Source organism: Mycobacterium hippophais, from assembly GCF_027529605.1.
GTDB lineage: Bacteria > Actinomycetota > Actinomycetes > Mycobacteriales > Mycobacteriaceae > Mycobacterium > Mycobacterium arseniciresistens.
Genome location: NZ_JAPZPY010000006.1, coordinates 49,475 through 75,631, shown reverse-complemented (window position 1 = coordinate 75,631; position 26,157 = coordinate 49,475). Strand labels below are relative to the sequence as shown.

At 70.3% G+C, this 26,157-nt stretch carries 13 protein-coding genes (1 of these 13 running past the window's edge); 8 read left to right on the top strand and 5 right to left on the bottom strand.

Annotated features, from left to right (window positions below):
* Positions 1 to 76 precede the first annotated feature (76 nt).
* Positions 77 to 670 carry a TetR/AcrR family transcriptional regulator gene (locus O6P37_RS14760; protein WP_269894793.1) on the bottom strand — a complete coding sequence of 198 codons (594 nt, stop codon included), beginning with the start codon at positions 668 to 670 and terminating at the stop codon, positions 77 to 79.
* Between the two features lie 79 nt (positions 671 to 749).
* Here O6P37_RS14760 and O6P37_RS14755 point away from each other — a divergent pair, with 79 nt between their 5' ends.
* The 3 genes from O6P37_RS14755 (at position 750) to O6P37_RS14745 (ending at position 3,741) form a co-directional block, all read left to right on the top strand.
* Entirely contained in the window at positions 750 to 1,181 is a 432-nt protein-coding gene (locus tag O6P37_RS14755) for a nuclear transport factor 2 family protein (protein WP_269894792.1), read from the top strand.
* Between the two features lie 127 nt (positions 1,182 to 1,308).
* On the top strand, positions 1,309 to 2,013 hold the full coding sequence (locus O6P37_RS14750; RefSeq protein WP_269894791.1) for an NmrA family NAD(P)-binding protein: 705 nt from the start codon (positions 1,309 to 1,311) through the stop codon (positions 2,011 to 2,013).
* A 30-nt stretch (positions 2,014 to 2,043) separates the two neighbouring features.
* On the top strand, positions 2,044 to 3,741 hold the full coding sequence (locus O6P37_RS14745) for an alkaline phosphatase D family protein (RefSeq protein WP_269894790.1): 1,698 nt from the start codon (positions 2,044 to 2,046) through the stop codon (positions 3,739 to 3,741).
* On the opposite strand, the gene O6P37_RS14740 is transcribed toward O6P37_RS14745, so the two are convergent.
* A complete protein-coding gene (locus O6P37_RS14740) occupies positions 3,704 to 4,126 on the bottom strand; it encodes a pyridoxamine 5'-phosphate oxidase family protein (protein WP_269894789.1) in 423 nt (140 codons plus the stop codon). The genes O6P37_RS14745 and O6P37_RS14740 overlap by 38 nt on opposite strands.
* The gene (locus O6P37_RS14735; protein WP_269894788.1) at positions 4,123 to 4,971 is read right to left on the bottom strand and encodes an NAD(P)H-binding protein; all 849 of its coding nucleotides are present in this window, start codon (positions 4,969 to 4,971) and stop codon (positions 4,123 to 4,125) included. The genes O6P37_RS14740 and O6P37_RS14735 overlap by 4 nt, the downstream gene beginning before the upstream one ends.
* Positions 4,972 to 5,053: 82 nt before the next feature.
* Here O6P37_RS14735 and O6P37_RS14730 point away from each other — a divergent pair, with 82 nt between their 5' ends.
* Together O6P37_RS14730 and O6P37_RS14725 are read left to right on the top strand one after the other, a co-directional pair.
* Positions 5,054 to 5,995, top strand: coding sequence for a cupin domain-containing protein (locus O6P37_RS14730; protein WP_269894787.1), 942 nt, complete (start codon positions 5,054 to 5,056; stop codon positions 5,993 to 5,995).
* A 339-nt stretch (positions 5,996 to 6,334) separates the two neighbouring features.
* Positions 6,335 to 6,712, top strand: coding sequence for a hypothetical protein (locus O6P37_RS14725; protein ID WP_269894786.1), 378 nt, complete (start codon positions 6,335 to 6,337; stop codon positions 6,710 to 6,712).
* Between the two features lie 106 nt (positions 6,713 to 6,818).
* On the opposite strand, the gene O6P37_RS14720 is transcribed toward O6P37_RS14725, so the two are convergent.
* Together O6P37_RS14720 and O6P37_RS14715 are read right to left on the bottom strand one after the other, a co-directional pair.
* The gene (locus O6P37_RS14720; protein ID WP_269894785.1) at positions 6,819 to 7,625 is read right to left on the bottom strand and encodes a L,D-transpeptidase; all 807 of its coding nucleotides are present in this window, start codon (positions 7,623 to 7,625) and stop codon (positions 6,819 to 6,821) included.
* Between the two features lie 156 nt (positions 7,626 to 7,781).
* A complete protein-coding gene (locus O6P37_RS14715; protein ID WP_269894784.1) occupies positions 7,782 to 8,798 on the bottom strand; it encodes an alpha/beta fold hydrolase in 1,017 nt (338 codons plus the stop codon).
* Between the two features lie 85 nt (positions 8,799 to 8,883).
* Between O6P37_RS14715 and O6P37_RS14710 the strand changes: the two genes are divergently transcribed.
* The 3 genes from O6P37_RS14710 to O6P37_RS14700 all read left to right on the top strand — a co-directional run.
* Complete coding sequence (locus O6P37_RS14710) at positions 8,884 to 9,816, top strand: LysR family transcriptional regulator (RefSeq protein WP_269894783.1); 933 nt, start codon at positions 8,884 to 8,886, stop codon at positions 9,814 to 9,816.
* A 709-nt stretch (positions 9,817 to 10,525) separates the two neighbouring features.
* Complete coding sequence (locus O6P37_RS14705; RefSeq protein WP_269894782.1) at positions 10,526 to 10,756, top strand: hypothetical protein; 231 nt, start codon at positions 10,526 to 10,528, stop codon at positions 10,754 to 10,756.
* A gap of 32 nt (positions 10,757 to 10,788) precedes the next feature.
* Positions 10,789 to 26,157 carry the 5' portion of a non-ribosomal peptide synthase/polyketide synthase gene (locus O6P37_RS14700; RefSeq protein WP_269894781.1) on the top strand. 15,855 nt of this gene lie beyond the right edge of the window, so 15,369 of the gene's 31,224 nt are visible here — the first part of the coding sequence; it begins with the start codon at positions 10,789 to 10,791; its stop codon lies beyond the right edge, outside the window.

Below are 26,157 nucleotides of genomic sequence, written 5' to 3'. Positions count from 1 at the left end.
GTTGCCGCATTGTGGCAGTCGCGCGTGGACGACCGACGCCGTGGACGTTAACGCCCGATGGCGTCGGCGCGCGGGGTCAGGACGGCCCGGCGAGTGCGCGCACGAGCATGTCGGCGAGCTTGTCGAGGTAACCGGGCTCGGCGTCGGCGTCGCGGACGGTCAACCGCCAGTACACCGGGGCGCCGATCAGATCCAGGGCGATGTCCAGGTCGGTGTCGGGCGCCAGCTCACCGCGGCGCATCGCCCGCTGCAGCATGACCGCGCCGCGGTCCCGGCGAGGCCGGCCGATCATGCCCTCCACCAGGTCGCTCAGTTCCGGATTGCGGGCCATCTCGGCGACCAGGTCGGGCAGGATCCGGGAGAAGCGGGGGTGTGACAGCCAGCGGGCCACCGCGTCGAGGGACTCCCTGAGATCCCCGCGCAGCGACCCGGTGTCGGGCGCCGGGGCCTGGTCGATGCTGAACTCGGCCAGCACCGCCAGCGCCATCTCCTGCTTGGACGACCACCGCCGGTACAGCGCGCTCTTCCCGACACCTGCCCGTTTCGCGACCGCCTCCATCGACAACCGCGCGTACCCGAGGTCGGCCAGCTCGTCCAGCACGGCCTCGGTGATCGACGCGGTGACCGTCGGCTGGAGCACCGCGGCTCCGGTGGGCGGGCGACGTGACATGGACTGGACGATACCGTCCCGTCCCGACTAGCGTAAGCGTCGGGACGGTACCGTATCGTCCATACCGAGGAGGTCTGACATGCAACCCGTCGAACTCGTCGAACGCGCACTCGACCTGCTGGTGAAGCAGGACATGGCCGGCTTCGCCGACCTGTGGGCCGACGACGGCGTGATCGAATTCCCCTTCGCCGCGCCGGGCTATCCCGAGCGCGTGGTCGGCCGAGAAGCCGTCGCGGAGTACATGCGCGGATATCCGGATCTGCTCCGGATCGAGGGCTTCCCGCACAAGGTCGTCCACGAGACCGTCGATCCAGCGGTGGTGATCGTGGAGTTCGAGGCGGCGGGCATCGTCGTCGCGTCCGGGGCGCCGTACCGGATGCGCTACATCGCCGTGATCACCGTGCGCGACGGCCGGATCCTGAGCTACCGCGACTACTGGAGCCCACTGGCCGCCGCCGAGGCGATGGGCGGCACGGAACAGTTGGAGTCATTCGGCGGCGTGCGGCGATGAACGACGTGCTGGTACTGGGTGCGAGCGGGACGACCGGTCGCCGGGTGGCGGCCGTCCTGACAGCGCGCGGCGTCCCCGTCCGGTCGGCGACGCGGACGCCGACGTCGCCGGGTCAGGTGCGATTCGAGTGGGGCGACCGCGCCACTCACGCGTCGGCGCTCGACGGCGCCGGCTCGTGTATCTGGTCGCGCCGCCGGGCGAAGCCGATCCGGCGCCCCTGGTCGAGCCGTTCCTGGAGGAGGCGCGCAGGCGCGGCGTGCGCCGCGTCGTGCAACTCAGTTCGTCCGCGCTGCCCGAAGGAGCGCCCGGCCTGGGAGAGGTGCACCGACTCGTCCGATCGACGATGCCCGAGTGGGCCGTCCTGCGCCCGTCGTGGTTCATGCAGAACTTCACCGGTGATCACCTCGTCGCGCAGGGAGTGCGCGACGGCGAGATCGTGACCGCCACCGGCGACGGCCGGGTGGCGTTCATCGATGCCGACGACATCGCGGCCGTCGCCGCCCACGCACTCACCGACCCGGTCGCGCACAACACCGAACACATCCTCACCGGCCCGCGGGCGCTGGGCTACGAGGAGGCGGCGATGATCGTCGCTCGACACCTCGGCCGCCCGGTGCGGCACCGATCGGTGTCGGCGGAGGAGCACACCGGACACGTCGCCGCCAGCGGGATACCGCTGGAATTCGCCCGGTTACTCTCCGCGCTCGACGTCGACATCGCCGGTGGCGCCGAAGACCGCGTCACTTGCACCGTCGAGGACGTCACCGGCCGCCCCGCGCGCACCTTCGAGGAGTTCTGCGCGCGCAGCTTCCGATGTGCGCAAGCGATGTGACGGAGGTCCGCCGGTCCGTAGGGTGAAGGAGTGTCTCTCGTGCTCGGTCCCGCGCTCCGCCATGTCGGTGAGACGACCGCATCGGTGTGGGTGCAGACCGAGCATGCGGCCACCGTCACCGTCCTCGGCTGCTCGGCGCCGACGTTCAACGTGCAGGGCTACCACTACGCCCTCGTCCAGGTGACCGGCCTGACCCCCGACTCGGTCACCGAGTACCGGGTACACGTGGACGGCCGGCAGGTGTGGCCGGTCGACGACGCGCCGTATCCGACGAGCGTCATCCGGACGCGAGGCCCCGAATCCGCGCCGCGGGTGCGCGCGATCTTCGGATCGTGCCGGTACCCGAAGACCGAGGACGACAAGGTCGACTCCAAGCTGGGTCGCGACGCCCTCGACTCGTACGCGACCCGCATGGCCGGACAATCGATCGAGACCTGGCCGGATGCCTTGATCCTGCTGGGCGATCAGCTCTACGCCGACGAGCTCACGCCGGAATCGCGGCAACACCTGGCGGGCAAGCGCACCCGGCGCAGGTCGAACGGCCAGCGCCCTCCAGACGAAGTCGTGAGCTTCGCCGAATACGAACGGCTGTACCGCCATTCGTGGGGTGACCCCGAGATCCGCTGGCTCATGTCGACCGTGCCCACCGCGATGATCTTCGACGATCACGACATCCGCGACGACTGGAACACATCCGAGGCATGGCGGGCGGATATCAAGAAGAAGCCCTGGTGGCGCGACCGGATACGCGCCGGGCTGGCCTCGTACTGGGTGTACCAGCACCTCGGCAATCTCAGCCCCGCCGACCTCGCCGACAATGCGGACTACCAGCAGCTGGTCGCGGCGGACGGCGACACCTGGCCGCTCCTGACCGATCTCGCCGACCGTGCCGACGAGGAGGTCGACGACAGCAAAGGCGTCCGTTTCAGTTACCGGTGGGATCTCGGTCGCACCCGTTTGATCATGGTCGACTCGCGAAACGGACGGATCCTCGAGTCGGGCAACCGCATGATGATCGGTGAACGGGAATTCGCTTGGCTCGAGGGCGAAGCCACCGACCGCCTCGACGACGTCGATCACCTGTTGATCGCTTCGTCGCTGCCGTGGCTGCTGCCGCCGGTCATCAGCGATCTGCAGATGGTGAACGAGCAGGCCGCCAACCGCCCTGGCAGACGCGGCGCCCTCGCCGAGAAGATCCGCCGTGCCGGTGATCTCGAGCACTGGGCGGCGTTCCTGAAGTCGTTCCTGCGCCTGACCGGGCTGATCACACGGGTGGCCGGCGATCCCGCCGGGCCGGCGACGGTGAGTGTGCTCTCCGGCGATGTCCACCACAGCTACGCCGCGCGCGCACAGCTGGCCGGCCTGCCGGCGGGGCGAGGCGCCACCGTGCACCAACTGGTCTGCTCACCGGTGCACAACTACGTGCCCGCGGCGGTGAAGCCGGGATTCCGTCTCGGGTGGTCGCGGCCGGTGGCCCGGCTCACCCGGCGATGGGCCCGGCACCGCGACCTACCGGACCTCCCGGTGAGCTGGACGAACACCTGCGGGCCGCTGTTCGGCAACACCATCGCCACCATGGAGGCAGATGGCCGGCGTGCCGAGGTGTTCTTCGAACAACCGCGTGGGCCCGCAGCCCTGAACGAGGCCGGCCGGGTGCTCCTCACCCGCCCGGCGCCGTCGCCGGTGGCGGTCACATCGAGTAGCGACTCACCTTCTGCGGGTGGATGACGAGGCGCACCTGGTCCTGCGCGAGGATCTCGGCGAGGTCGGCCGCCCGGCCGGCGTCCTCGAGATCCCAGTAACGGGCGGCGAGTCGGGCGGCGAGGTCGTGCGCTCCGTCGGGCTCCACCGTGACCGGGCCGGCGACCGACACCCAACGTTCGCGCTCACCCACCGGTGCGGCGACGACGAGCGACGCGCGCGAATCCTCCTGCAGTCGGCGCATCTTCGCGGTGTCGGGTCCGGTGAACAGCTGCACGGTGCCGTCGTCGGTGACGTCGAACCACACCGGACGAGGCTGGGGTGGGCGCGGTCCCGCGGCCACCGACAGGAAGCCGTAGAGCGGGCGCCGGAGGAACTCGCGATCCTCGATGGTCAACCTGTCGGCGCTCATCGCCGCCACGCCCCCGCCACCGCCGTTCGCAATACGTAGTCCTCGAAGGTGCGGGGCGGGCGGCCGAGCACGGTGGCGACGCCGTCCGTCGTCTCGGCGAGGAGGCCGCGTTGCATCAGCACGAACATCTCGGCGACGTGGTGGGCGTCGTCCTCGCTCACGCCCTCTGCCAGCAGACCCGCCGCGTACTCGTCGGCGGAGATCTGCTTGTAGGAGATCGGCAGACCCGCCGCCCGGGAGATCATCTGCACGGCCTCGTCGAAGGTGATCGACCGCGGACCCGTGAGCTCGTAGATCCGTCCGGCGTGCCGCCCCGGCTCGGTCAACACCGTGGTTGCGGCGTCGGCGACGTCCTCGAGGTCGATGAACGGCTCGGGCACCTCGCCGGCCGGCAGCGCCAGGGTGCCGGTGAGAAGCGGTGCGTGCCAGAGCTCCTCGTCGAAATTCTGGGCGAAGTTGTTGGGTCGCAGCACGGTCCACTCGAGCGACGAACCACGCACGGCGTCCTCCGCGTCGCGCATGTCCAGCCCGAATGTGGAGTCGCCCCAGCTGTCGGCGCCGCGACCCGACAGCAGAACGAGGCGCTGCACGCCTGCGTCCTCGGCACGGGCCACGAAGTCGTGCGCGGGTCCCGGAGCGCCGTCCGGCAGTGGCGGCGCGACGATGTAGGCGGCAGCCACTCCCTGCAGGGCCGCTTCCCAGGTGCCGGGGTCGGACCAGTCGAACGGGATCTCGGTGGACCTCGCCACGGGACGGACGGGCGCGCCGCGCAACCGTAGCCGGGCGGCGATGCGCCGGCCGGTCTTGCCGGTTCCACCGAGGACGAGGGTGGTGTCGATGCTCATGTGGCCCATTGAACGGCGCTCGGCCGGACACTTCCATGGGTGCGAAGCCGAGATACATGTCCAATCGTCTAACCTCGCGATCATGGACGCGTTCGGTGACCTGTTCCGCGGCGTACGGGCCCATGGGTCCCTGTTCGGCAGCAGCACTCTGTCGCCGCCATGGGCGCTGCACTTCGTGGACGGCGCGCCGCTCACCCTGTGCACCGTCCTGGGTGGTCAGGGGTGGATCGTGCCCGAGGACGGCCGGCCCGAGCCGCTCCACGCCTACGAGACGGTCGTCGTGCGGGGTCCCGGAACGTTCACGTTCGTCGACGAGCTGGACACCGGGGCGGAGCCGATCGCGTGCGGCGAGCACTGCGCGACGCCCGAACAGGGCGGGACCCGGCACCGCCTCGGCTGGTCCGACAACCGCGACGACGGCGGCACGACCCTGATCGTCGGCGCCTATCCGGTGCGCGGCGAGATCAGCCGGCGGCTTCTCGACGCACTGCCCGTCGTGCTGCGGGTGGAGGCCGGCGGCACGGGAGACCCGGTGCTGGATCACCTCGCCGCGGAGGTCGCCGTCGACGCCCCCGGCCAGCAGGTGGTGCTGGACCGCCTGCTGGACTGGATGCTGGTGTGCACGCTGCGCGAGTGGTTCGACCGGCCCGGCGGCGAGCCGCCGGCGTGGTGGGCGGCCCAGCGCGATCCGGTGGCCGGCGAAGCGCTGCGCCTGCTGCATGCCGACCCGGCCGCGCCGTGGACGGTCGCCACGCTGGCCGACCGTGTCGGGGTGTCACGCTCGACGCTGGCCAAGCGCTTCGCCGAGCTGGTGGGCGAGCCGCCGTTGACCTACCTCACCCGCTGGCGCATGACGCTCGCGGCCGACCTGCTGATCGAGCGGAGAGGGGCGACCGTCTCCGACATCGCCGGCACCGTCGGGTACTCCGATCCGTTCGGGTTCAGCGCAGCCTTCAAACGGGTCCGCGGCGTCAATCCGAGCGAGTTCCGGCGGGCCGCGGCCGAGGCGCTCCCGACCGGCTGAGCGGGGCAAATGTGTTAGCTGTGTCCGTGTGGACATCGGCGGGCCGCTGGCCTGAATCACGACACGGATACGGCTCCGTCACAAGCGAAGCTCGCTTGGGCGTCAACCTCGCAACCACTTCTGGCCTTGTGTAGACGGGCATTACGGTGTGCTCTACGGTTGCGCCACAGGAAATTTTCGTCGCAGTCATTTTTGAGCATAGTTGAAGGAGTCCCGGCGATGAGCACCTTTGGTCGGATTGCTGTGAGAGTAGTTGCCGGTGCAGGCCTATGTGTGGCGGCCGCGGCGTTGAGCCCGCACGCGGCAGCCGCCCCGTTGAAGACGGGCGGTTATCAGTGTGTGGACCAGGCCGCCGGCGCACCCGGAGCACCGGCGGCTGCCGGCGCGGCGCCGGTGTGCAGTGCTGCCGCGGTTCAAGCCGCAGGGGCCGCCGCGCCGTTGGCGCCGCCGGTGCCCGTCGTTCCGCCGGTGCCGGTCGCACCGCCGGTCATCCCGCCCGTTCCGGTCGCTCCGCCGGTCCCGCCCGTCCCGCTGGTTCCGCCGGTGCCGGTCGTGCCGCCCGTGCCGGCAGGCGCCCCGATCGCCGCACCTGCGGTCGGAGGCGCTCCGCTCACCGAAATGGGCGGTCTCGGCGGAAAGGGCGTGCCTACCGGAAAAACCGCCGCGAGTGCGCCGATCCAGGCAGCACCTGTGGACAAGGCCGTCCTCGTCAGGTAGCGCGGCGTCGCCGCGCCCACTCCCGGGTCACATGGTGTGCTGTGCACGCCATGTGGCCCGGATTCCGTTGTGCATGTGAACGTTCGGGCGCCCCGACCCGGGATTGCTACTCCTGCACGATCACCGGGTCACCGATGTTGACGGTGTCGAAGTACCACTGCGCGGCAGCCGGCGCCAGGCTGATGCAGCCGTGACTGACGTTCTCCAGCCCCAACGATGCGACGGCCCACGGCGCGGAGTGCACGAAAAGGCCGCGGCGGGTGAAGCGTACGGCGTCCTCCACCTCGAGCAGGTAGCCGTCGGGAGCGGTGACGGGGATGCCGACGCTGCTCGAGTCCATGACCACCACGTCGTCCTTGGCCAGCACGCTGTAGGTGCCGACCGGCGTCGGGTATTCCGGACGGCCCATGGTCGCCAGCAACACGCCCTCCTCGCCGAGGCGGGGCAGGTGGTGCGGCGCGGGCAGTGCGATGGGTGATCCCGCCGCCAAGCCGTCGACGGTCACGGTGAACGTGTGATCCGAGAGGTCGGCGACTCCGACGACGGCGGGACCGGTCTCGAACTGGGTCAGCTTCCCGTTCACCGACAGGGCGACCGTGCTGTGTGCCGGCCAGAACCGCTCTGGAACCCACTGCACCACATGGTCGTCGAGCCACTCGAACCTGCCGGTCATGGCGGGCGTCGACGTGATTCGCAGTGCTCGCTCGGCGGCAGCGCGGTCGGCGATCGGCCCACCGAAGGTCACCACCACCGGGTGCGCGACTCCGACGCGCGCGCCACGGGTCGGCGCGACGGATTCGACAGCACTGGACATGGGCAGACTGATCGCTGCGGTTTCGACGTCGGGTGTGCCCCCGAGCACGGCCGTGCCGGCCACCACCACCGGTAGGACAAGTTGGACGACTGCCCGCATCTACTCGAACCCCTGACGTCACGCGCGATCTTGAACGCTGCCATCTTACGGGCGCGTCAACGGTCGAACATTGCGGCGCGCGTTGATGATTCGGTCAAGCATTGATCACGGTTCGGCCACAGCGGCGAGACCTGGCGGTCGCCGGTTGACCGGGTCTCACCGGGGCTGTCCGGCCACCTCGGCAATCGCCGAGGCGAACTCCTCCGGCGCCTCCTGGGGCACGTTGTGGCCGATGCCGTCGAGGATGCGGTGCTGGTACCAGCCGGTGTAGAGCGCCCGATAGGCGGCGCCGTCCTTGGCCGCGCCGTCGAAGTCGCTGGCGATGGTGATGGTCGGGACCGTGACCGCAGGACGGCCGGCCAGCCGGAACTCGTCGGCGTCGAACCGGGACTCGCCGGGTGCGAGGCTCAGCCGCCAGCGGTAGTTGTGGATGACGATGTCGGCGTGGTCGGGATTGTCGAACGCGGCCGCGGACAGGTCGAAGGTGGCGTCGGTGAACTTCCACTCCGGCGATGCGAGCTGCCAGATCAACTTGTTGAAGTCGTGGGCGTTCTCGCGGTAGCCGGCTTCTCCGCGAGGTGTCGCGAAGTAGTACTGATACCACCAGCCGTACTCCGCCTTCGGCGGCAGCGGTTCACGGTTCGTCGCCAGATTCACTGTGATGTAGCCGCTGACGGCGACGAGCCCCGCACACCGTTGCGGCCACAGCGTCGCGACGACGTTGGCGGTGCGGCCGCCCCAGTCGTAGCCGCCGAGGATCGCGGCGGGAATCTCTAGGGCGTCCATCAGGCTGATCACGTCGTGCGCGAGCGCGGCCTGCTGACCGTTGCGAACGGTATCCGCGGACAGGAAGCGGGTGCTTCCGAAGCCGCGCAGGTACGGCACGATGACCCGGAAGCCTTGGCCGGCGAGCAGGGCGGAGACGTCGGCGTAGCTGTTGATGTCGTACGGCCAGCCGTGCAGCAGGATCACGGGGCGCCCGTCCGGAGGGCCGGCCTCGGCGTATCCGATGTCGAGATCGCCGGCGTCGATCTGCTTGACCGGGCCGAGCCGGTGCGCCGGCGCAGTTGGGGGACCGGGCTCGGCCGGCGCGGACGTGCATGCCGCGAGCGCGGTCGCCCCGGCGGCCAATGTCGCGAGGCGACCGAAGTGCCGTCTGTTCAGAGCGTTCATGTGAACCATCCGACCCCACGGCGGCCATCGCGTCCAACGATTGTCATGAATTGATGACATCTATCAAACAGATACGATGATCCGCGTGGAGTTGCGCCAGGTCGAGCACTTCCTCGCTGTCGCCGCCGAGTTGAGCTTCACGCGGGCGTCAGCGCGAGTCCACGTCGTGCAGTCGGCACTGTCGACGTCGATCGCGAAGCTGGAACGCGAGCTCGGGGTCGAGCTCTTCGACAGGACACGGCAGCGGATCAGCCTCACCCCGGCCGGTGAACGGTTCCGTGTACACGCGCACGCCGTCATGCAGGTCACCCGCGCCGCCACCGATTCGGTCGCCGAGTACCGCGGCGCACTCGCCGGCACCATCGAGTTCGGATCACTCGTCTCCTACGGTCCGGTGGACGTCCCCGGTGCGCTCGGCGAGTTCCATCGCGCACACCCGTTCGTGCGACTTCGACTGCGGCTCAGCCAAACCGGCTCATCTGCGTACCTCGCTGCGCTCATGGAGGGCTCGCTTGACCTCGCGCTGGTGTCGGTGCCCAACCGGTTCCCACCGCAACTCGACATGCGATTGCTCTTCGAGGATCCGATGGTCTTCGTGTGTCGTCGTGACCATCCCATGGCCGGGCGCCGACGACTCCACCTCGCAGACGTGTCGGGGGAGGACCTCGTCGGCTTTCCGCCGGGATTCGGGGTCCGCGGCCTGATGGACGACGCCTGCCACGCTGCCGGCGTCTCCGCGCGGACGTCCTACGAGGTCCCCGCCGGGTTCACCGCCATGGCCGAACTGGTGGGCAGCGGGCTGGGCACGGCTTTCATGCCGTTGTCGGAGGCGCAGCAGTTCACACATCTGCATGCCGTCGACCTGGCCGACGCCGTGTCGTGGAAGGTGTACCTCGCAGCGCCGCCGGTGGATCGCGGCACCCCGGCGACCGCCCGGTTGGCCGAGATCCTGCTCGGCGCGGCTGTCGACGCCCGACAGTCGACGACGGGCCGCAAGGCCAGGCCGAGGAGCGACTGAAGCCCTTCGATCACCTGGCGAAACACACCTCCGCAACGCCACCGCCAAGTGGCATCATCGGCGGTCGATCGCTGTGACGCCAGCGTCCCGCGCGCGACAGGCTGTCGGCGCCCAAGAGCCGCTTCGGCGGACAGACGGAGTCGCGAAGGGTCGCAGCAATACCTAGCGGAACCCGTCCGGCGACCAGACCACCGGAGAGATCCTGCGCCTCGGCGCCGGTGCCGGGGTGTGGACGGGTCCCACGGGCGCCCCTCGGTACGGGTCGCGGCCGGACATCGAGCATTTCTTGCAACCAAAAACTTCTCGACATTTCGTAGCGACGGCGAAGAACAGCAAATGACGGCGCAGCGTGGCTCGCGGTCGTCTTCCGCTGGTTCCCCGAAACTCGACGCGTGTCCTTGGCAAAACCGACACGCAGTGCTCGTTCGCCTCTACGATTTGCACCGTCGGACGGACGATAAATCGGTAGCCGGGATGGTAATGATTGAAGCTTGACCGACGTCTGTTCGTTCATGCGTTAAAGGTGTTGTATAACAACAAAAAGCATTCGAGCCTGCTGTAACGTCAGCCGTGAAGCTTCCCGCAAATAGTTGCACTCGCAAATTAAGCCTGCCACCCGAGCCGCGATAGTCGTTAACTAACGACAACTAATGGCTTTTATTTCGCAAAGCCTTGCGATCAACACATAAGGCGTGTTACAGCTACTGCCATGGCCACGAATTGGTCCAAGATCGGCCCGGTCAGTTATTTCGCTGACGTCAATATCAGGATTCAGCGCGGTCCGCGGATTCCCCTCGCCGGCGTGCCTGCCGCCTCGCACTTTGTCGTCGGCGGGGACGACAGCACCCGGGGCCTGGACGTGATCGATCAGAAGTGCGTCGATGTCCGGCCGAAGGCGCTCCGTCGAGTCGGCAAAGGGCTCGGCGTCCCACACATGTGACATGAACGTTCAGGGGGGTCTCGGTGAATTCCATGGAGCCGGACGACAGGGCCTTGCCGTTGACGCGCGTCCAGATGGACATCTGGCTGGCGCAGCAAACCGGCCGGCAGAGCACCGAGTGGCAACTCGGAGTTCTCGTGCACATCGAGGGCGGGATCGACACCGACCTCTTCGAGCAGGCGGTGCGGCAGGTGGTGCTGGAAGCCGACGCGCTGCGGGCCCACTTCTTCGAGGTGGACGGCCAGGTGTTCCAGCGGGTGGCCGACGACCCGGACACCCGGCTGCGCCGGCACGACTTCACCGGCGCGAAGGAGCCCGAGCAGGAAGCCCGCGCGCTGGCGACCGCGATCCAGCGGACGCCGATGCCGCTGGACGGCCCGTTGATCAACTTCTCACTGCTGCAGACGGGTCCCGACGAGTACATCTGGTACACCTGCTGTCACCACATCATCCTTGACGGGCTCGGCCTCTCGCTGATCGGCCGACGGATCGCCGCCATCTACACCGCGCTGGCCACCGGCCGCTCCGTTCCACCGGCCTACTTCGCCTCGCTGCGCGACCTGGTCGACGGGGAATCGGCCTACGAAGCGTCCGCCGGGTTCGAGGACGACCGGCAGTACTGGAGTCAGAACCTTCCCTCGGGCAGCGGTCCGGATCTCGGGGTGCCGCTGGAGACCGAGAGCGAGACGTACTGGCCGTCGGCGCCGGTACAGATGGACCCCGCCGTCGTCGGCCGGATCAAGACACTGGCGAAGCAGTACGGCGTCCGCCGCTCGTCGATCATGACCGCGGTGTGCGCACTCCTCGTGCGTGGGCTCGGCGGCGGCGACTCCGACGAGCTGGTGCTGGACTTCCCGGTCAGCAGGCGCGTGCGCCCCGAGTCCAAGCTTCTACCGGGCATGCTCGCCGGCATCGTGCCGCTGGTGCTGAAGACGGCACCCGGAAGCACCGTCGCCGACTTCTGCAGGCAGGTCGACACGCGCACCCGGGAACTGCTGCGTCATCAGCAGTTCCCCGTGGAGACGCTGGCCGGTGACGCCGACTCCCGGCAGGCGCGCAACCGGGTGGTCGTCAACTTCGTCCCCGCCCGCCTCACGATGGACTTCGCCGGGGCGACGGCGACAGCGAGTTACACGACGTTCGGTCCGGTCGGCCACTTCGGGCTCTTCCTGCTCGGCTTCGGGGATCAGCAGTACCTCAGCACCGTGGGCGCCGGCCAACCGTTCGCCGACTTCGAGGTCGCAGACCTTGCGGAGCGGATGCAGCGGATGTTGGTCGCGATGTCCCACGACCCGGACCTGCAGTTGTCCGCGATGGACGTGTTGCGGGCCGGCGAAGCCGCGCACCTGGACGAGGTGGGCCGGCGCGACGTGGCCGCCGGCCCGGCGCCTGTGGCCGTATCGGTCCCGGACCTGCTGAGCGCGCAGGTCCACCGGACACCGGATGCGGTGGCGGTCAGCTGCGGTGAGCGCCGGCTGTCCTATCGAGATCTCGAGGCGGAGTCGGACCGTCTGGCTCGGGCCCTCGCCGGGCGAGGCGTCGGACCCGGCGGTTCGGTGGCGCTGCTGCTCCCGCGGTCGGCCGAGGCGGTCGTGGCGATCGTGGCGGTACTCAAGACCGGCGCGGCCTATGTCCCGATGGACCCGATGCACCCCGACGCGCGCATCGCGTTCGTGCTCGGCGATGCCGGTCCGATCGCGGTTCTCACCACCTCGCAACTCGCCGGCCGGATCGCCGGCTGTGCTGTGCAGGTCATCGACATCGACGAAGCCGCTGCCGAAAACGTCACGGAGACAGCGCCTGCGGCGCCCGCGACCGACGACGTCGCCTACGTGATCTACACCTCCGGTACGACGGGCACGCCCAAGGGGGTTGCGATCACCCACGCCAACGTCGCCCAGCTGGTGGGCTCACTGGAGGCCGGCCTGCCGCCCGGACAGGTGTGGTCGCAATGCCATTCGTACGCTTTCGACTTCTCCGTCTGGGAGATCTGGGGTGCGCTGCTCGGCGGTGGCCGGCTCGTGGTGGTGCCCGAGGAGGTCGCCGCGTCACCGCAGGAATTCGAGGCACTCCTGCTGGCCGAGCACGTCACCGTGCTCACCCAGACCCCGTCGGCGGCGGGAATGCTCTCGCCCCGGGCGGTGGGGTCGACGGCGCTGTTCGTCGGCGGTGAGGCATGTCCGGCGGAGGTGGTGGACCGGTGGGCGCCGGGCCGGGTGATGGTCAACGCCTACGGCCCGACCGAGACCACCATCTACGCGTCGATGAGCAGGCCGCTGACGGCGGGATCGGGTGCGGCGCCCATCGGCGCGCCGGCGGCAGGGGCGGCGCTGTTCGTCTGCGACGACTGGCTGCGGCCGGTGCCCGCCGGCGTGGTCGGGGAACTGTACGTCGCCGGCTCCGGTGTCGGAATGGGGTATGTGGGCCGCACCGCCCTGACCGGATCGCGGTTCATCGCGTGCCCGTTCGGGGCGCCGGGCTCGAGGATGTACCGCACCGGCGACCTGGTGCGCTGGGGTGACGACGGGCAACTGCGCTACGTGGGCCGCTCCGACGAGCAGGTCAAGATCCGCGGCTACCGCATCGAACTCGGCGAGATCCAGGCGGCGCTGGCCGACCTCGACGGTGTCGGACAGGCGGCGGTGATCGCCCGCGAGGACCGTCCCGGCGACAAGCGCCTCGTCGGCTACGTCACCGAAACCCGTTCCGGCGACATTGATCCGACCGAGTTGCGGGCGCAACTGGCCCAGCGGCTGCCGGGCTACATGGTGCCGGCCGCGATCGTGGTGATCGACGCCGTTCCGCTGACGGTGAACGGAAAGCTGGACACCCGTAGCCTGCCCGCACCCGCCTACGCCACCGAGTCCTACCGCGCGCCGGCCGACCCGGTCGAGCAGGTGCTCGCCGACATCTACGCACAGGTCCTCGGGCTCGAACGGGTCGGTGTCGACGACGCGTTCTTCGAACTGGGCGGCGACAGCATCCTGTCGATGCAGGTGGTGGCCCGCGCGCGGACCGCAGGAGTGGTGTGCCGGCCGCGCGACGTCTTCGTCGAACAGACCGTGGCCAGGCTGGCCAGGGTCGCCCGGGTCGCCGACGACGAGATCGGGGAGGTCGACGAGGGCACCGGGCCGGTGGTCGCCACCCCGATCATGCGGTGGTTGGCGGGTGTCGACGGCCCGGTCGAACAGTTCAACCAGGCGATGGTGCTGCAGTCCCCGCCCGGGGTCACCCGCGACGATGTCGAGATCGTGCTGCAGGCACTGCTGGATCACCATGCCGCGCTCCGGATGTGGGGCACTCGGGAAGCCGGCGAGTGGTCCCTCTTGGTGCCCGAACCGGGATCGGTGCGTGCCCGTGACTGCCTGCAGGCAGTGGACCACCTGACCGATGACGCGGTGCGGGAGGCGCGGCGGCGGCTGAACCCGGCGACCGGGGAGACGCTGCGTGCACTGTGGGCGCCCGGCACCGGCCGGCTGGCGATGATCGTCCACCACCTGGTCGTCGACGGTGTGTCGTGGCGAATCCTGCTGGAAGACCTCAACATCGCCTGGGCGCAGCATCACCGCGGTCAGCCCGTCGCGCTGCCCGCAGGCGGCACGTCGTTCGCGCGGTGGGCCAGGCGGCTCGAGGCGCATGCGGTGGCGCCCGAGGTCGTGGAGCAGCTCGACGCCTGGCGGCAGGTGGCGTCGATTCCGCCGGCGTTGCCCGCGGTGGATCCCGTGCGCGACACCTACGCCACAGCCGGACACCTGACGGCGACCCTGGATGCCGACACCACCCGCCGGTTGCTGGGTGAGGTGCCGACGGCATTCCACGCCGGAGCGCAGGACATCCTGCTCATCGCCTTCGGTCTGGCGGTCGCCGAGTTGCTCGGCACCGACACCGGGCCGGTCGGCATCGACGTCGAGGGCCATGGCCGCGCCGAGGAGTTGGGCGCCGACGTCGACCTGTCGCGCACGGTGGGCTGGTTCACCACGAAGTACCCGGTGTCGCTCGCGATGGGCGGACTGTCCTGGGCACAGGTGAGCTCCGGTGACGCGGCGCTGGGCGCGATCGTCAAGGACGCCAAGGAACAGCTGCGTGCCCTGCCCGACGGTCTGTCCTACGGCCTGCTGCGGTACCTCAATCCGGACGCTGCCCTCCCGGGCGCCGACCCGGCCATCGGGTTCAACTACCTCGGCCGCCTCGGGGCCGGAGCGGCCACCCTGTCCGAGGAGCTGTGGCGCATCGGCCAGGACAGTCTGCCGCTGACCGAGGTCGCGGCCGCCATCGGGATACCGCTGGCCCACACCGTCGAATTGAACGCCGTGACCACGGACACCGATGACGGCCCGTGTCTGCGTGCGGCGTGGACATGGGCGCCGTCGGTGGTCGACCATGCGCTGATCGAGCGCCTGAGCCGACTGTGGTTCGAGGCCCTGGCCGGCATCTGCGCACACGTGCGACGCGGCGGCGGCGGACTCACTCCCTCGGACATCGCGCCTGCCCGGTTGACCCAGCACGAACTCGACGAGGTGCAGCGCAGGTACGAGGTCGCCGACATCCTGCCGCTGACCCCGCTGCAGCAGGGCCTGCTCTTCCATGCCGACTCCGCACACGCCAACGACGACATGTACGCGGTGCAACTCGATTTCTCCGTGGCGGGGCCGGTGGACCCGCAGCGGTTGCGCGACGCGGTCGGCAGGGTCGTCAACCGCCACCCCCACCTCGCGGCCCGGTTCTGCGACCAGTTCGACGAGCCGGTGCAGGTCATCCTCCGTGATCCGGAGACCGCCTGGCACTACGAGGATCTCACGGACGCGGATGCCGAGGAGGGTGACCGGCTGTGCGCCGCCGAACGCGTCGCGGTGTGCGACCTGGCCGATCAGTCGGCGTTCCGGGTGGCGCTGATCCGGGTCGGGCCGCAGCGGCACCGGTTGGTGCTGACCTTCCACCACATCGTGGTGGACGGCTGGTCGCTGCCCATCCTGCTGGGTGAGATCTTCGCGATCTACCACGGGCATCCGCTGTCGGCGCCCGGCTCCTACCGCCGGTTCCTCACCTGGCTGGCCGATCGCGACCTCGATGGCGCCCGCGAGGCGTGGCGAAAGGCGCTGTCCGGCTTCGAGACCCCCACCTTGGTCGGCACCCAGGACCGGTTCGGGGTGGGGCGGCGCGGCGTCGCCACGTTCGGTGTGCCCGAGCAGATCACCGGCGCGCTGGGCGAGCTCGCGCGCGCCCGCCACACCACCGTCAGCACCGTCCTGCAGGGCGCATGGGCACTGCTGCTGACGTCCCTGACCGGCCATCCCGACGTCGCCTTCGGCACCCCGCGCTCACGTGTCGGCCAAGCCGACATCGCCGACGCCGACGCGATGGTCGGCCTGCTGATCAACACGGTGCCGGTGCGTGCCACCATCACGGCGTCGACCACCACCGCGGACCTGCTCGACCAGCTGCAGAACACGCACAACGACCTGCTCGACCACCAGCACCTGGCGCTGACCGACATCCACCGGGCCACCGGTCACGACCGGCTCTTCGACACGCTGTTCGTCTACGAGAACTATCCGATCGACACCAGTGCGCTCGCGGGCGAACACGACTGGACGATCACCGAATTCGCGAACCGTGAGTACAACCACTACCCACTGACGGTGGAGGCGATGCCGGGCCGCGAGATCGGCATGCGCGTCGAGTACGACACCGACCTGTTCGACGCGACCCGCGTCGAGGCGATCATCGACCGCCTCCAGCGGGTGCTCGCGGCGATGACCGCGGACCCGGCGCGGCGGCTGTCGTCGATCGATCTGCTCGACCGCGGTGAGCGTGACCTCGTGCTGTCCGGGCTGTCCGGCGCCGGTGTGACGGCGCCGGTGGGCGTGGCCCCGCACCTGTTGACCGCGGCCGTCGCCACCGACCCGGAAGCGACGGCTGTGATCGACGGCGGGCGGCAGGTGTCCTACCGGGAACTCGACGAGTGGTCCACGCGGGTGGCCCGGGCCCTGATCGACGCCGGCGTGGGGCCGGAGCGCGCGGTGGGCGTGGCGATGGAACGTTCCCTGGAACTGGTCGTCGCCTGGTGGGCGGTGGTCAAGGCCGGGGGATTCTATGTGCCGGTCGACCTGGCCCACCCGGTCGAGCGGATCACCAGCGTGCTGGACGCGGTCGGCGCACAGTGCATGCTGGTGGCAGGCAGCGACCCCGTCGCCGCGGCGGCCTCGCGGCCGGTCGTCCGTGTCGACGGTCCCGACGTGTCCGAGCGTTCCCGCGAACCGATCACCGACGCCGATCGGCTCGCGCCGCTGCGGCCCGACGACACCGCCTACGTCATCTTCACCTCCGGATCCACCGGCACCCCCAAGGGGGTCACCGTCAGCCACGCCGGGATGCTCGGTTGGGCTGCCGCACAGGGCAGTACGTTCCTCCTGGGCGCCGACGCGCGGGTGCTGATGGTGGCCGCGCCGACCTTCGACGCGTCGGTCGGTGAGCTCCTGCTGGCCGCGGAAGCGGGCGCGGCCCTGGTGGTTGCGCCGTCGCAGGAGTACGCCGGCGAGGCGCTGACGACACTGCTGGAGCGGCACCAGGTCACCGCCGCCATCCTGACGCCGACCGTGCTGTGGTCGCTGGACCGGTCCCGGCTGGACCGGCTGGACACCCTGATCGCCGTCGGCGAGGCCTGCCTCGACGAACTGGTGGCCGCCTGGGCGCCGGGCAGGCGGATGTTCAACGGATACGGACCCAGCGAGACGACCATCTGGGTGACGTGTGCGCCGCTCGCGGCGGGACAGCCGATCCGGATCGGCGCCCCCATCCCCGGGGTGCGCGCGCTGGTGCTCGACACCTGGCTGAACCCGGCGGCCGTCGGCGTCGTCGGCGAGCTGTACCTGACCGGGCCCGCCCTGGCGCACGGCTATGTCGGCCGGACCGAACTCACCTCGGAACGTTTCGTGGCCAACCCCTTCGGGGGCGCGGGCGAGCGCATGTACCGCACCGGCGACCTGGTGCGCTGGACCGCCGAGGGCGCGCTGGACTACCTCGGCCGTGCCGACACCCAGGTCAAACTACGCGGACAACGCATCGAACTCGGCGAGATCGAGAACACCCTGCTGGCCTGCCCGCAGGTCGCCCAGGCCGCCGCCACCGTGCACCACAGCGACACCGGCGCCCACCTGATCGCCTACGTCACGCTCGAACAGACCGGCACCGCCGACGACGACGCCGAGATCGTCGAGGAGTGGCAGACCCTGTACGACGAGCTCTACGGCGCGGACGTCGAGGTACCGGCGTTCGGCATGGACTTCCGGGGCTGGAACAGCAGCCTCACTGAGGAGGCCATCCCGCTCGACGACATGGTCGAGTGGCGTACCGCCACCGTGGAACGGATCATGGCGCTGCGACCCCGGCGGGTGCTGGAGGTCGGCGTCGGCTCCGGCCTGTTGCTGTCGCACATCGCGCCCACCTGTGAGCACTACGTCGCGACCGACATGTCGCCGGTGGTGATCGACAACCTAAACCAGAGCCTGGAGCGGCTCGAGATTCCGTGGCGTGACCGGGTGGAGCTGAAAGCCCAACCGGCACATGTCACCTCGGGACTGCCGCAGAGCTACTTCGACACCGTCATCATCAACTCGGTCGTCCAGTACTTCCCGAACGCCGGCTACCTGGCCGACCTCATCGCCGACGCGATGGACCTGCTGGCACCCGGTGGTGCGCTGTTCGTCGGCGACGTCCGCAACCACACCCTGCAGGGCGCCTTCCAGACCGCGGTCGCCATGGCGCGCACCGACGCCGGCGACGCCGACGAGATCCGTCAGCGCGCTCAGCGCGCCATCCTCGGCGAGACCGAACTGCTTCTGGCGCCGGAGTTCTTCACCTCCTGCGCCGAGGACCATCCGGCGGTGGCCGGCGTGGTGATCGAGGTCAAGCGCGGACGGGCCGACAACGAGCTCACCCGGTACCGCTACGACGTCACGCTGCACAAGGCTCCGGCACCGGTGCACTCCCTGGCGAGCGCACCGACGTGGGCGTGGGCGCGCTGCGACGGCCTCGACGGGCTCAACGCCACACTGGGGTCGGAGCAGCCCGACATCGTCCGCGTCGCCGGTATTCCGCGCGCCGGGCTGATCGACGACGTCCGGGTCCAGCGCGGCATCGCCAACGGGCTCCCGCCCGCGAGTGCTCTCGCCCACGCGCAGGACGCGTCCTCCGGCGCCGTCATCCCCGAGGACCTGCACCGCATCGGGGAAGCGGCCGGCTACCGCGTGAGCGTCACCTGGGGCGCCGATCCCGGCACCCTCGACGCGGTCTTCATGCGCCTCGCCGACGGCAGGCCCATCCCGCCGCTGACGGACCTCTACGTCCGGCCCGCCGGACCGGATCGTCGCGGCGTCAACGCCAACGATCCGCACAGCAACACCAAGATCGGCGCGGTACGCCGGCGGCTGACCGAGTGGCTGCCCGAATACATGGTGCCCACCCACATCGTGGTGCTCGACGAATTCCCGCTGACGTCGTCGGGCAAGCTCGACCGAAAAGCGCTGCCTGCGCCCGAGTTCCAGGACACCGACCAGTACCGGGCACCGGCGGGGGCGGTCGAGGAGATCCTGGCCGGCATCTACACCCAGGTGCTCGGTCTCGAGCGGGTCGGGGCCGACGAGTCCTTCTTCGACCTCGGCGGGGATTCACTGTCGGCGATGCGCCTGATCGCTGCGGTCAACAACACCCTCGACGCCGACCTCTCGGTGCGCGCACTGTTCGAGGCGCCGACAGTGGCCCAGCTCGCGCCGCGCATCGGCGGGGACGCCGGCCGGCTCGAACCGTTGGTGGCCGGTGAGCGGCCCGCGGTGGTGCCGCTGTCCTTCGCGCAGAGCCGGTTGTGGTTCATCGACCAGCTGCAGGGTCCGTCGCCGGTCTACAACATCTCGGTGGCGTTGCGGCTGCGCGGGCCGCTCGACGCCGGCGCGTTGGGTGCGGCACTGACCGACGTGGTGGGCAGGCACGAGAGTCTGCGGACGCTGTTCGCCGCGCCCGACGGCGTACCGCAACAGCTGGTGGTGCCGGCCGGGCAGGCCGAACCGGGCTGGGAGGTGGTCGATGCGGCCGGATGGCACCGGGCCCGGTTGGACGGGGCCATCGAGACGGCGGCGCGACACACGTTCGACCTCGCTCACGAGATCCCGTTCGCCGCGATGCTGTTCCGTCTCACCGACGTCGAACACATCCTGGTGGCGACCGTGCACCACATCGCGGCCGACGGCTCCTCGATCGGCCCGCTGGCGCGTGACCTCGGGGCGGCCTATGCCTGCCGCTGCGCCGGTACGGCGCCGGCCTGGACCGACCTCGCGGTGCAGTACGCCGACTACACGCTGTGGCAGCGCAGGCAGCTGGGCGAACTCGACGACGCCGACAGCCCCATAGCCGCCCAGGTCGCCTATTGGGCCGATGCACTCGCAGGCATGCCGGACCGCCTGCAGTTGCCGACCGACCGGCCTTATCCACCGGTCGCCGATCTCCGTGGCGGCCGGGTGGCCGTGGACTGGCCGGTCGACCTGCAACAGCAGATCCGCGGGTTGGCGCGCGAACACAACGCGACCAGTTTCATGGTGCTGCAGGCTGCCCTCGCGGTGCTGCTCGCCAAGATGAGTGCAACTTCTGATGTCGCCGTTGGCTTTCCGATCGCGGGACGGCGCGAGCCCGCGCTCGACGAGCTGGTGGGCTTCTTCGTCAACACCCTGGTGCTGCGCGTCGACCTGACCGGCGACCCCAGCTTCACCGACCTGCTGGCTCAGGTGCGACGGCGCAGCCTGGCCGCCTACGAGCACCAGGACGTGCCGTTCGAGGCGCTGGTGGAACGGCTCAATCCGACCCGGAGCCTCACCCACCACCCGCTGGTGCAGGTCATGCTCGGGTGGCAGAACTTCTCGTGGCAGGACAGCGACGCCGCCGGGCTCGCACTCGGCGACCTGCACGCCACACCGCTGCCGGTGGACACGCGGACCGCCCGGATGGACCTGGCGATCTCCCTGGCCGAACGCTGGTGCGAGACCGGCGCGGCGGCCGGGATCGGCGGGACGGTGGAGTTCCGCACCGACGTCTTCGACGCGGCGACCATCGCGGCCTTCATCGACCGGTTCCAGCAGGTGCTGGTGTCCGTCACCGCCCAACCCGCGCAACACCTCTCGGCCATGGACGTGCTCGGCCCCGATGAACACGCACGACTGGACCGGTGGGGCAACCGCGCGGTGCTGGCGGAGTCGTGCGTGCCTTCGTCGGTGCCCGCGGTGTTCGGCAGGCAGGCAGCCCGGACGCCAAATGCTCCCGCCGTGACGTGCGGCGACCGGTCGCTGTCCTACCGGCAGCTCGACGAGGAGTCGAACCGGCTGGCGCACCTCCTGATGGAGTCGGGTGCAGGCCCGGGAACGTGTGTGGCGGTGATGTTGTCGCGTTCGGTGGAGGCGATCACCGCGATTCTGGCGGTGATGAAGTCTGGGGCGGCGTATCTGCCCATGGATCCCGCCCATCCGCGTGCACGCGTGGAGTTCATGCTCTCCGACGCCACACCGGTGGCCGTGGTGGCGTCGGTGGGGCTCGGAGACGCGGTGACCGGCTGCGGCGTGCCGGTGCTCGGCGTCGAGGATCCCCGCATCGCTGCGCAGCCCGCCACCGCGCTGCCCGGGCCCGCGCCGGAGGACGTCGCGCACATCATCTACACGTCCGGCACCACCGGCACCCCGAAAGGCGTTGCGGTCACGCAGCAGAACGTGGTGCAGCTGTTCGACACCCTCGAGGTCGGTTTCGAGCTGTCCGCCGAGCAGGTCTGGACGCAATTCCACTCCTACGCCTTCGACTTCTCGGTGTGGGAGATCTGGGGGGCGCTGCTGCACGGTGCGCGCCTGGTCGTCGTGCCCGACGCGGAGACCCGGTCACCGCGGGACTTCCACCGGCTGCTCGTCACCGAGGGCGTGACGGTGTTGACCCAGACACCTTCGGCCGTCAGGGGCCTCGACACCGACGGCCTCGACGGGGTGGCGGCGCTGGTGATCGGGGCGGAGGCCTGCCCGGTGGACACGGTCGACCGCTGGGCGCCGGGCAGGGTGATGGTCAACGTCTACGGCCCCACCGAGACCACCATGTGGGCCTCGAAGAGCACCCCGCTCGCGGCGGGGTCCGGCGCGCCGCCGATCGGGTCGCCGGTCACCGGTGCCGCGTTCTTCGTGTGCGACGAATGGCTGCGGCCGGTGCCCGCCGGAGTGGTCGGGGAGCTGTACCTGGCCGGCCGTGGCGTCGGAATCGGGTACTGGCGGCGGCCCGGGCTGACCGCGTCGCGGTTCATGGCGTGCCCGTTCGGAGCGCCCGGAACCCGCATGTACCGCACCGGCGACCTGGTGTGCTGGGGCACCGACGGGCAGCTGCGGTACTTCGGGCGCGCCGACGAGCAGGTCAAGATCCGCGGCTACCGCATCGAACTCGGCGAGATCCAGGCGGCCCTCGCCGAACTCGCCGGGGTGCAGGAGGCCGTCGTGGTGGCCCGCGAGGACACCCCCGGCGAGAAACGCCTCGTCGGGTACACCACCGGCACGGTCAAGCCGGCCCGGGCCCGCGCGATGCTCGCCGACCGGTTGCCGTCCTACATGGTGCCCGCCGCGGTCGTCGTCCTCGACGCCCTTCCCGTCACGGTGAACGGCAAGCTCGACACCCGCGCGCTGCCCGCCCCCGACTACCAGCAGGCCGACCACTACCGTGCCCCCACCACACCGACCGAGGAGATCCTGGCGGGCATCTACGCCCAGGTGCTCAACCTGCCCCGGGTCGGTGTCGACGACTCCTTCTTCGACCTCGGCGGCGACTCGCTGACCACGATGCGCCTCATCTCGGCCGTCAACGCCGCGCTCGACGCCGACGTCGCGGTGCGCACCGTCTTCGAGGCGCCGACGGTGGCCCAGCTGGCGCCGCGGATCGCCACGGGCACCGACCGGCTCGAGCCGTTGGTCGCCGATGAGCGGCCGGCGGAGATCCCGCTGTCGTTCGCGCAGAACCGGCTGTGGTTCATCGACCAGCTGCAGGGACCGTCGCCGGCGTACAACATGGCCGCGGCGCTGCGCCTGAGCGGCCGGCTCGACGCCGACGCGCTGGCCGCGGCGCTGGCCGACGTGGTCGACCGCCACGAGAGCCTGCGCACGACGTTCCCGGCGACCGCGGGAACACCGCACCAGGTGATCATCCCCGTCGAGCGGGCCGACCTTGGCTGGCGGATCGTCGACGCCACCGGATGGCCTGCGGACCGGCTGACCGCTGCCGTCGAGGAGACAGCACGCCGGCCGTTCGACCTGGCGAACCGGATCCCGTTGCAGGCGGCCCTGTTCCGCGTGGCCGGCGACGAGCACGTCCTGGTCACCGTGGTGCACCACATCGCGGCGGACGGCTGGTCACTGACGCCGCTGGTGCGCGATCTGGCGGTCGCCTACGCGGGTCGCAGCGCGGGGCAGGCCCCCGCATGGGCAGGGCTGCCGGTGCAGTACGCGGACTACACCCTGTGGCAGCGCGACCAATTCGGCCGTCTCGACGACGAGGACAGCCGCATCGCCGGGCAGCTGGCCTACTGGCAGGATGCGCTGGCCGGCATGCCCGAGCGGCTGCAGCTACCCACCGATCGCCCCTATCCCCGGGTCGCCGACCATCGCGGTGCCACAGTCGACGTGGACTGGCCTGCAGACCTGCAGCAGGCGGTGCGCGAGATCGCCCGCGAGCACAACGCCACCACCTTCATGGTCGTCCAGGCCGCACTGGCCGCCCTGATGTCGAAGCTCGGCTCCAATCCCGATGTGGCGGTCGGCTTCCCGATCGCCGGTCGGCGCGACCCGGCTCTCGACGAGCTGGTCGGCTTCTTCGTCAACACCCTGGTGCTGCGCATCGACCTCACCGGCGACCCCACGGTCGCCGATCTGCTGACCCGGGTGCGCACCCGCAGCCTGGAGGCCTTCGAGCACCAGGACGTGCCCTTCGAGGTCCTCGTCGAACGGCTCAACCCCACCCGCAGCCTCAGCCACCACCCGCTGGTGCAGGTGATGCTCGCCTGGCAGAACTTCGCCGGCCAGGACGACCCCGCGGCCGGACTGGCGCTGGACGGGCTGCGCGTCGCGTCGGTGCCGCTCGACGCCCAGGTCTCCCACATGGACCTGGTGTTCTCGCTGGCGGAACGCTGGACCGAGGCCGGTGCCCCCTCCGGGATCGGCGGGAAGGTCGAGTTCCGGACCGACGTGTTCGACGCGGGCACCGTCGGGGCCATCGCCGACCGGCTGCAGCTGGTGCTGCGGGCCGTCACGGCCGACCCGAGCAGGAGGCTGTCGGACATCGAACTGCTCGATGCCGGCGAACGTGCCCGGCTCGACGCCTTCTCGAATCGCGCGACCCTCACCCGAACCACACTGGGGCCGTCGTCGATCACGTCGATCTTCACCGAGCACGCGGCCCGCACACCAGAGACGGTCGCCGTCACCTGTGGTGAGCGGTCGTGGACGTACCGGGAGCTCGACGAGGCGTCGAACCGGCTGGCGCACCTGCTCGGCGCGGGTGGCGCCGGGCCAGGGCGGTATGTGGCGCTGCTGTTGCCGCGCCGTGCCGAAGCGGTGGTGGCCATCCTCGCGGTGCTCAAGACCGGGGCGGCCTACGTGCCGATCGACCCGGCGGTGCCTGCGGCGCGGGTGGACTTCGTGATCGCCGACGCCGCGCCGGTCGCGGTGATCACCACCCACGATCTGCGGTCCCGGCTCGAGGGATGCGACGCCCTGGTCGTCCTCGTCGAGGACGCGTCCCTGGGCGATCGGCCCGCCGCGGCGCCGCAGGCCCCCGGCGCCACCCCGAACGACATCGCGTACCTCATCTACACCTCGGGCACCACCGGCGTGCCCAAGGGCGTGGCGATCACCCACCGCAACGTCACGCAGCTGCTGGCGTCGCTGGACGCCGGGCTGCCGCGCGCCGGAGTGTGGCCGCTGTGTCACTCCCTGGCCTTCGACGTGTCCGTGTGGGAGATCTTCGGTGCGCTGCTGCGCGGTGGCCGGCTGGTCGTGGTGCCCGAGGCGGTGGTGGCCGCACCGGACGACTTCCACGCGCTCTTGCTCGCCGAGGGTGTGAGTGTGCTGACCCAGACGCCATCGGCGGTGGCCGCCCTGCCGCAGCAGGGTCTGGAATCGGCGGCGCTGGTGGTCGTCGGTGAGGCCTGCCCGGCCGACGTGGTGGACCGGTGGTCGCCGGAGCGGGTGATGATCAACGCCTACGGGCCGACGGAGACCACGATGTGCGTGGCGATCAGCGCGCCCCTGCACCCGGGATCCGGTGTGGTGCCGGTCGGTTCGCCCGTCCCCGGCGCCGCACTGTTCGTGCTCGACGAGTGGCTGCGACCGGTGCCGGCCGGCGTGGTCGGCGAACTGTACGTCGCCGGTGCAGGCGTCGGCGCCGGTTATCTCGGCAGATCCGAACTGACGGCATCGCGGTTCCCGGCGTGCCCGTTCGGTGCGCCGGGCATGCGCATGTACCGAACCGGGGATCTGGCGTGCTGGGGTGCCGACGGCCAGCTGCGGTACTTCGGCCGCGCCGACGAGCAGGTCAAGATCCGCGGCTACCGCATCGAACTCGGGGAGATCCAGACCGCGCTCGCCGGTCAGGACGGGGTGGAGCTGGCCGCGGTCATCGCACGGGAGGACCGCCCCGGGGACAAACGCCTCGTCGGCTATGTCACCGAATCCCGTTCCGGGGCAATCGACCCCGCCCGCGTGCGGGCTGCGCTGGCGGAGCGGTTGCCCGGCTACATGGTCCCCGCTGCGATCGTCGTCCTCGAGGCGTTGCCGCTCACCGTCAACGGCAAGCTCGACACCCGCGCCCTGCCCGCTCCGGAGTACACCGCCGACCAGTACCGTGCGCCCGCCGACGCGGTCGAGGAGATCCTGGCCGGGATCTACGCGCAGATCCTGGGCCTCGAGCGGGTCGGCGTCGACGACTCGTTCTTCGACCTCGGTGGTGACTCGCTCTCGGCGATGCGGCTGGTCGCGGCGGTGAATGCCGGCGTGGGCGCCGACCTTCCGGTCGTTGCGCTGTTCGAGGCGCCGACGGTGGCGCAACTGGCGCCGCGGATCGCCGTCGGCGGGAAGGGACTCGATCCCCTGGTGGCCGGTGACCGACCGGCGGTGATACCGCTGTCGTTCGCGCAGTCCCGGCTGTGGTTCCTCCACCAGTTGCAGGGACCCTCACCGGTCTACAACATGCCGCTGGTGCTGCGCCTGCGTGGACGCCTCGACGCCGGCGCGCTGCGCGCAGCACTGGCCGACGTGGTCGACCGGCACGAGAGCCTGCGCACCCGGATCACGGCGCCCGACGGAGTCCCCCGACAGGTCGTGCTGCCGCCCGGGCACGCCGACTTC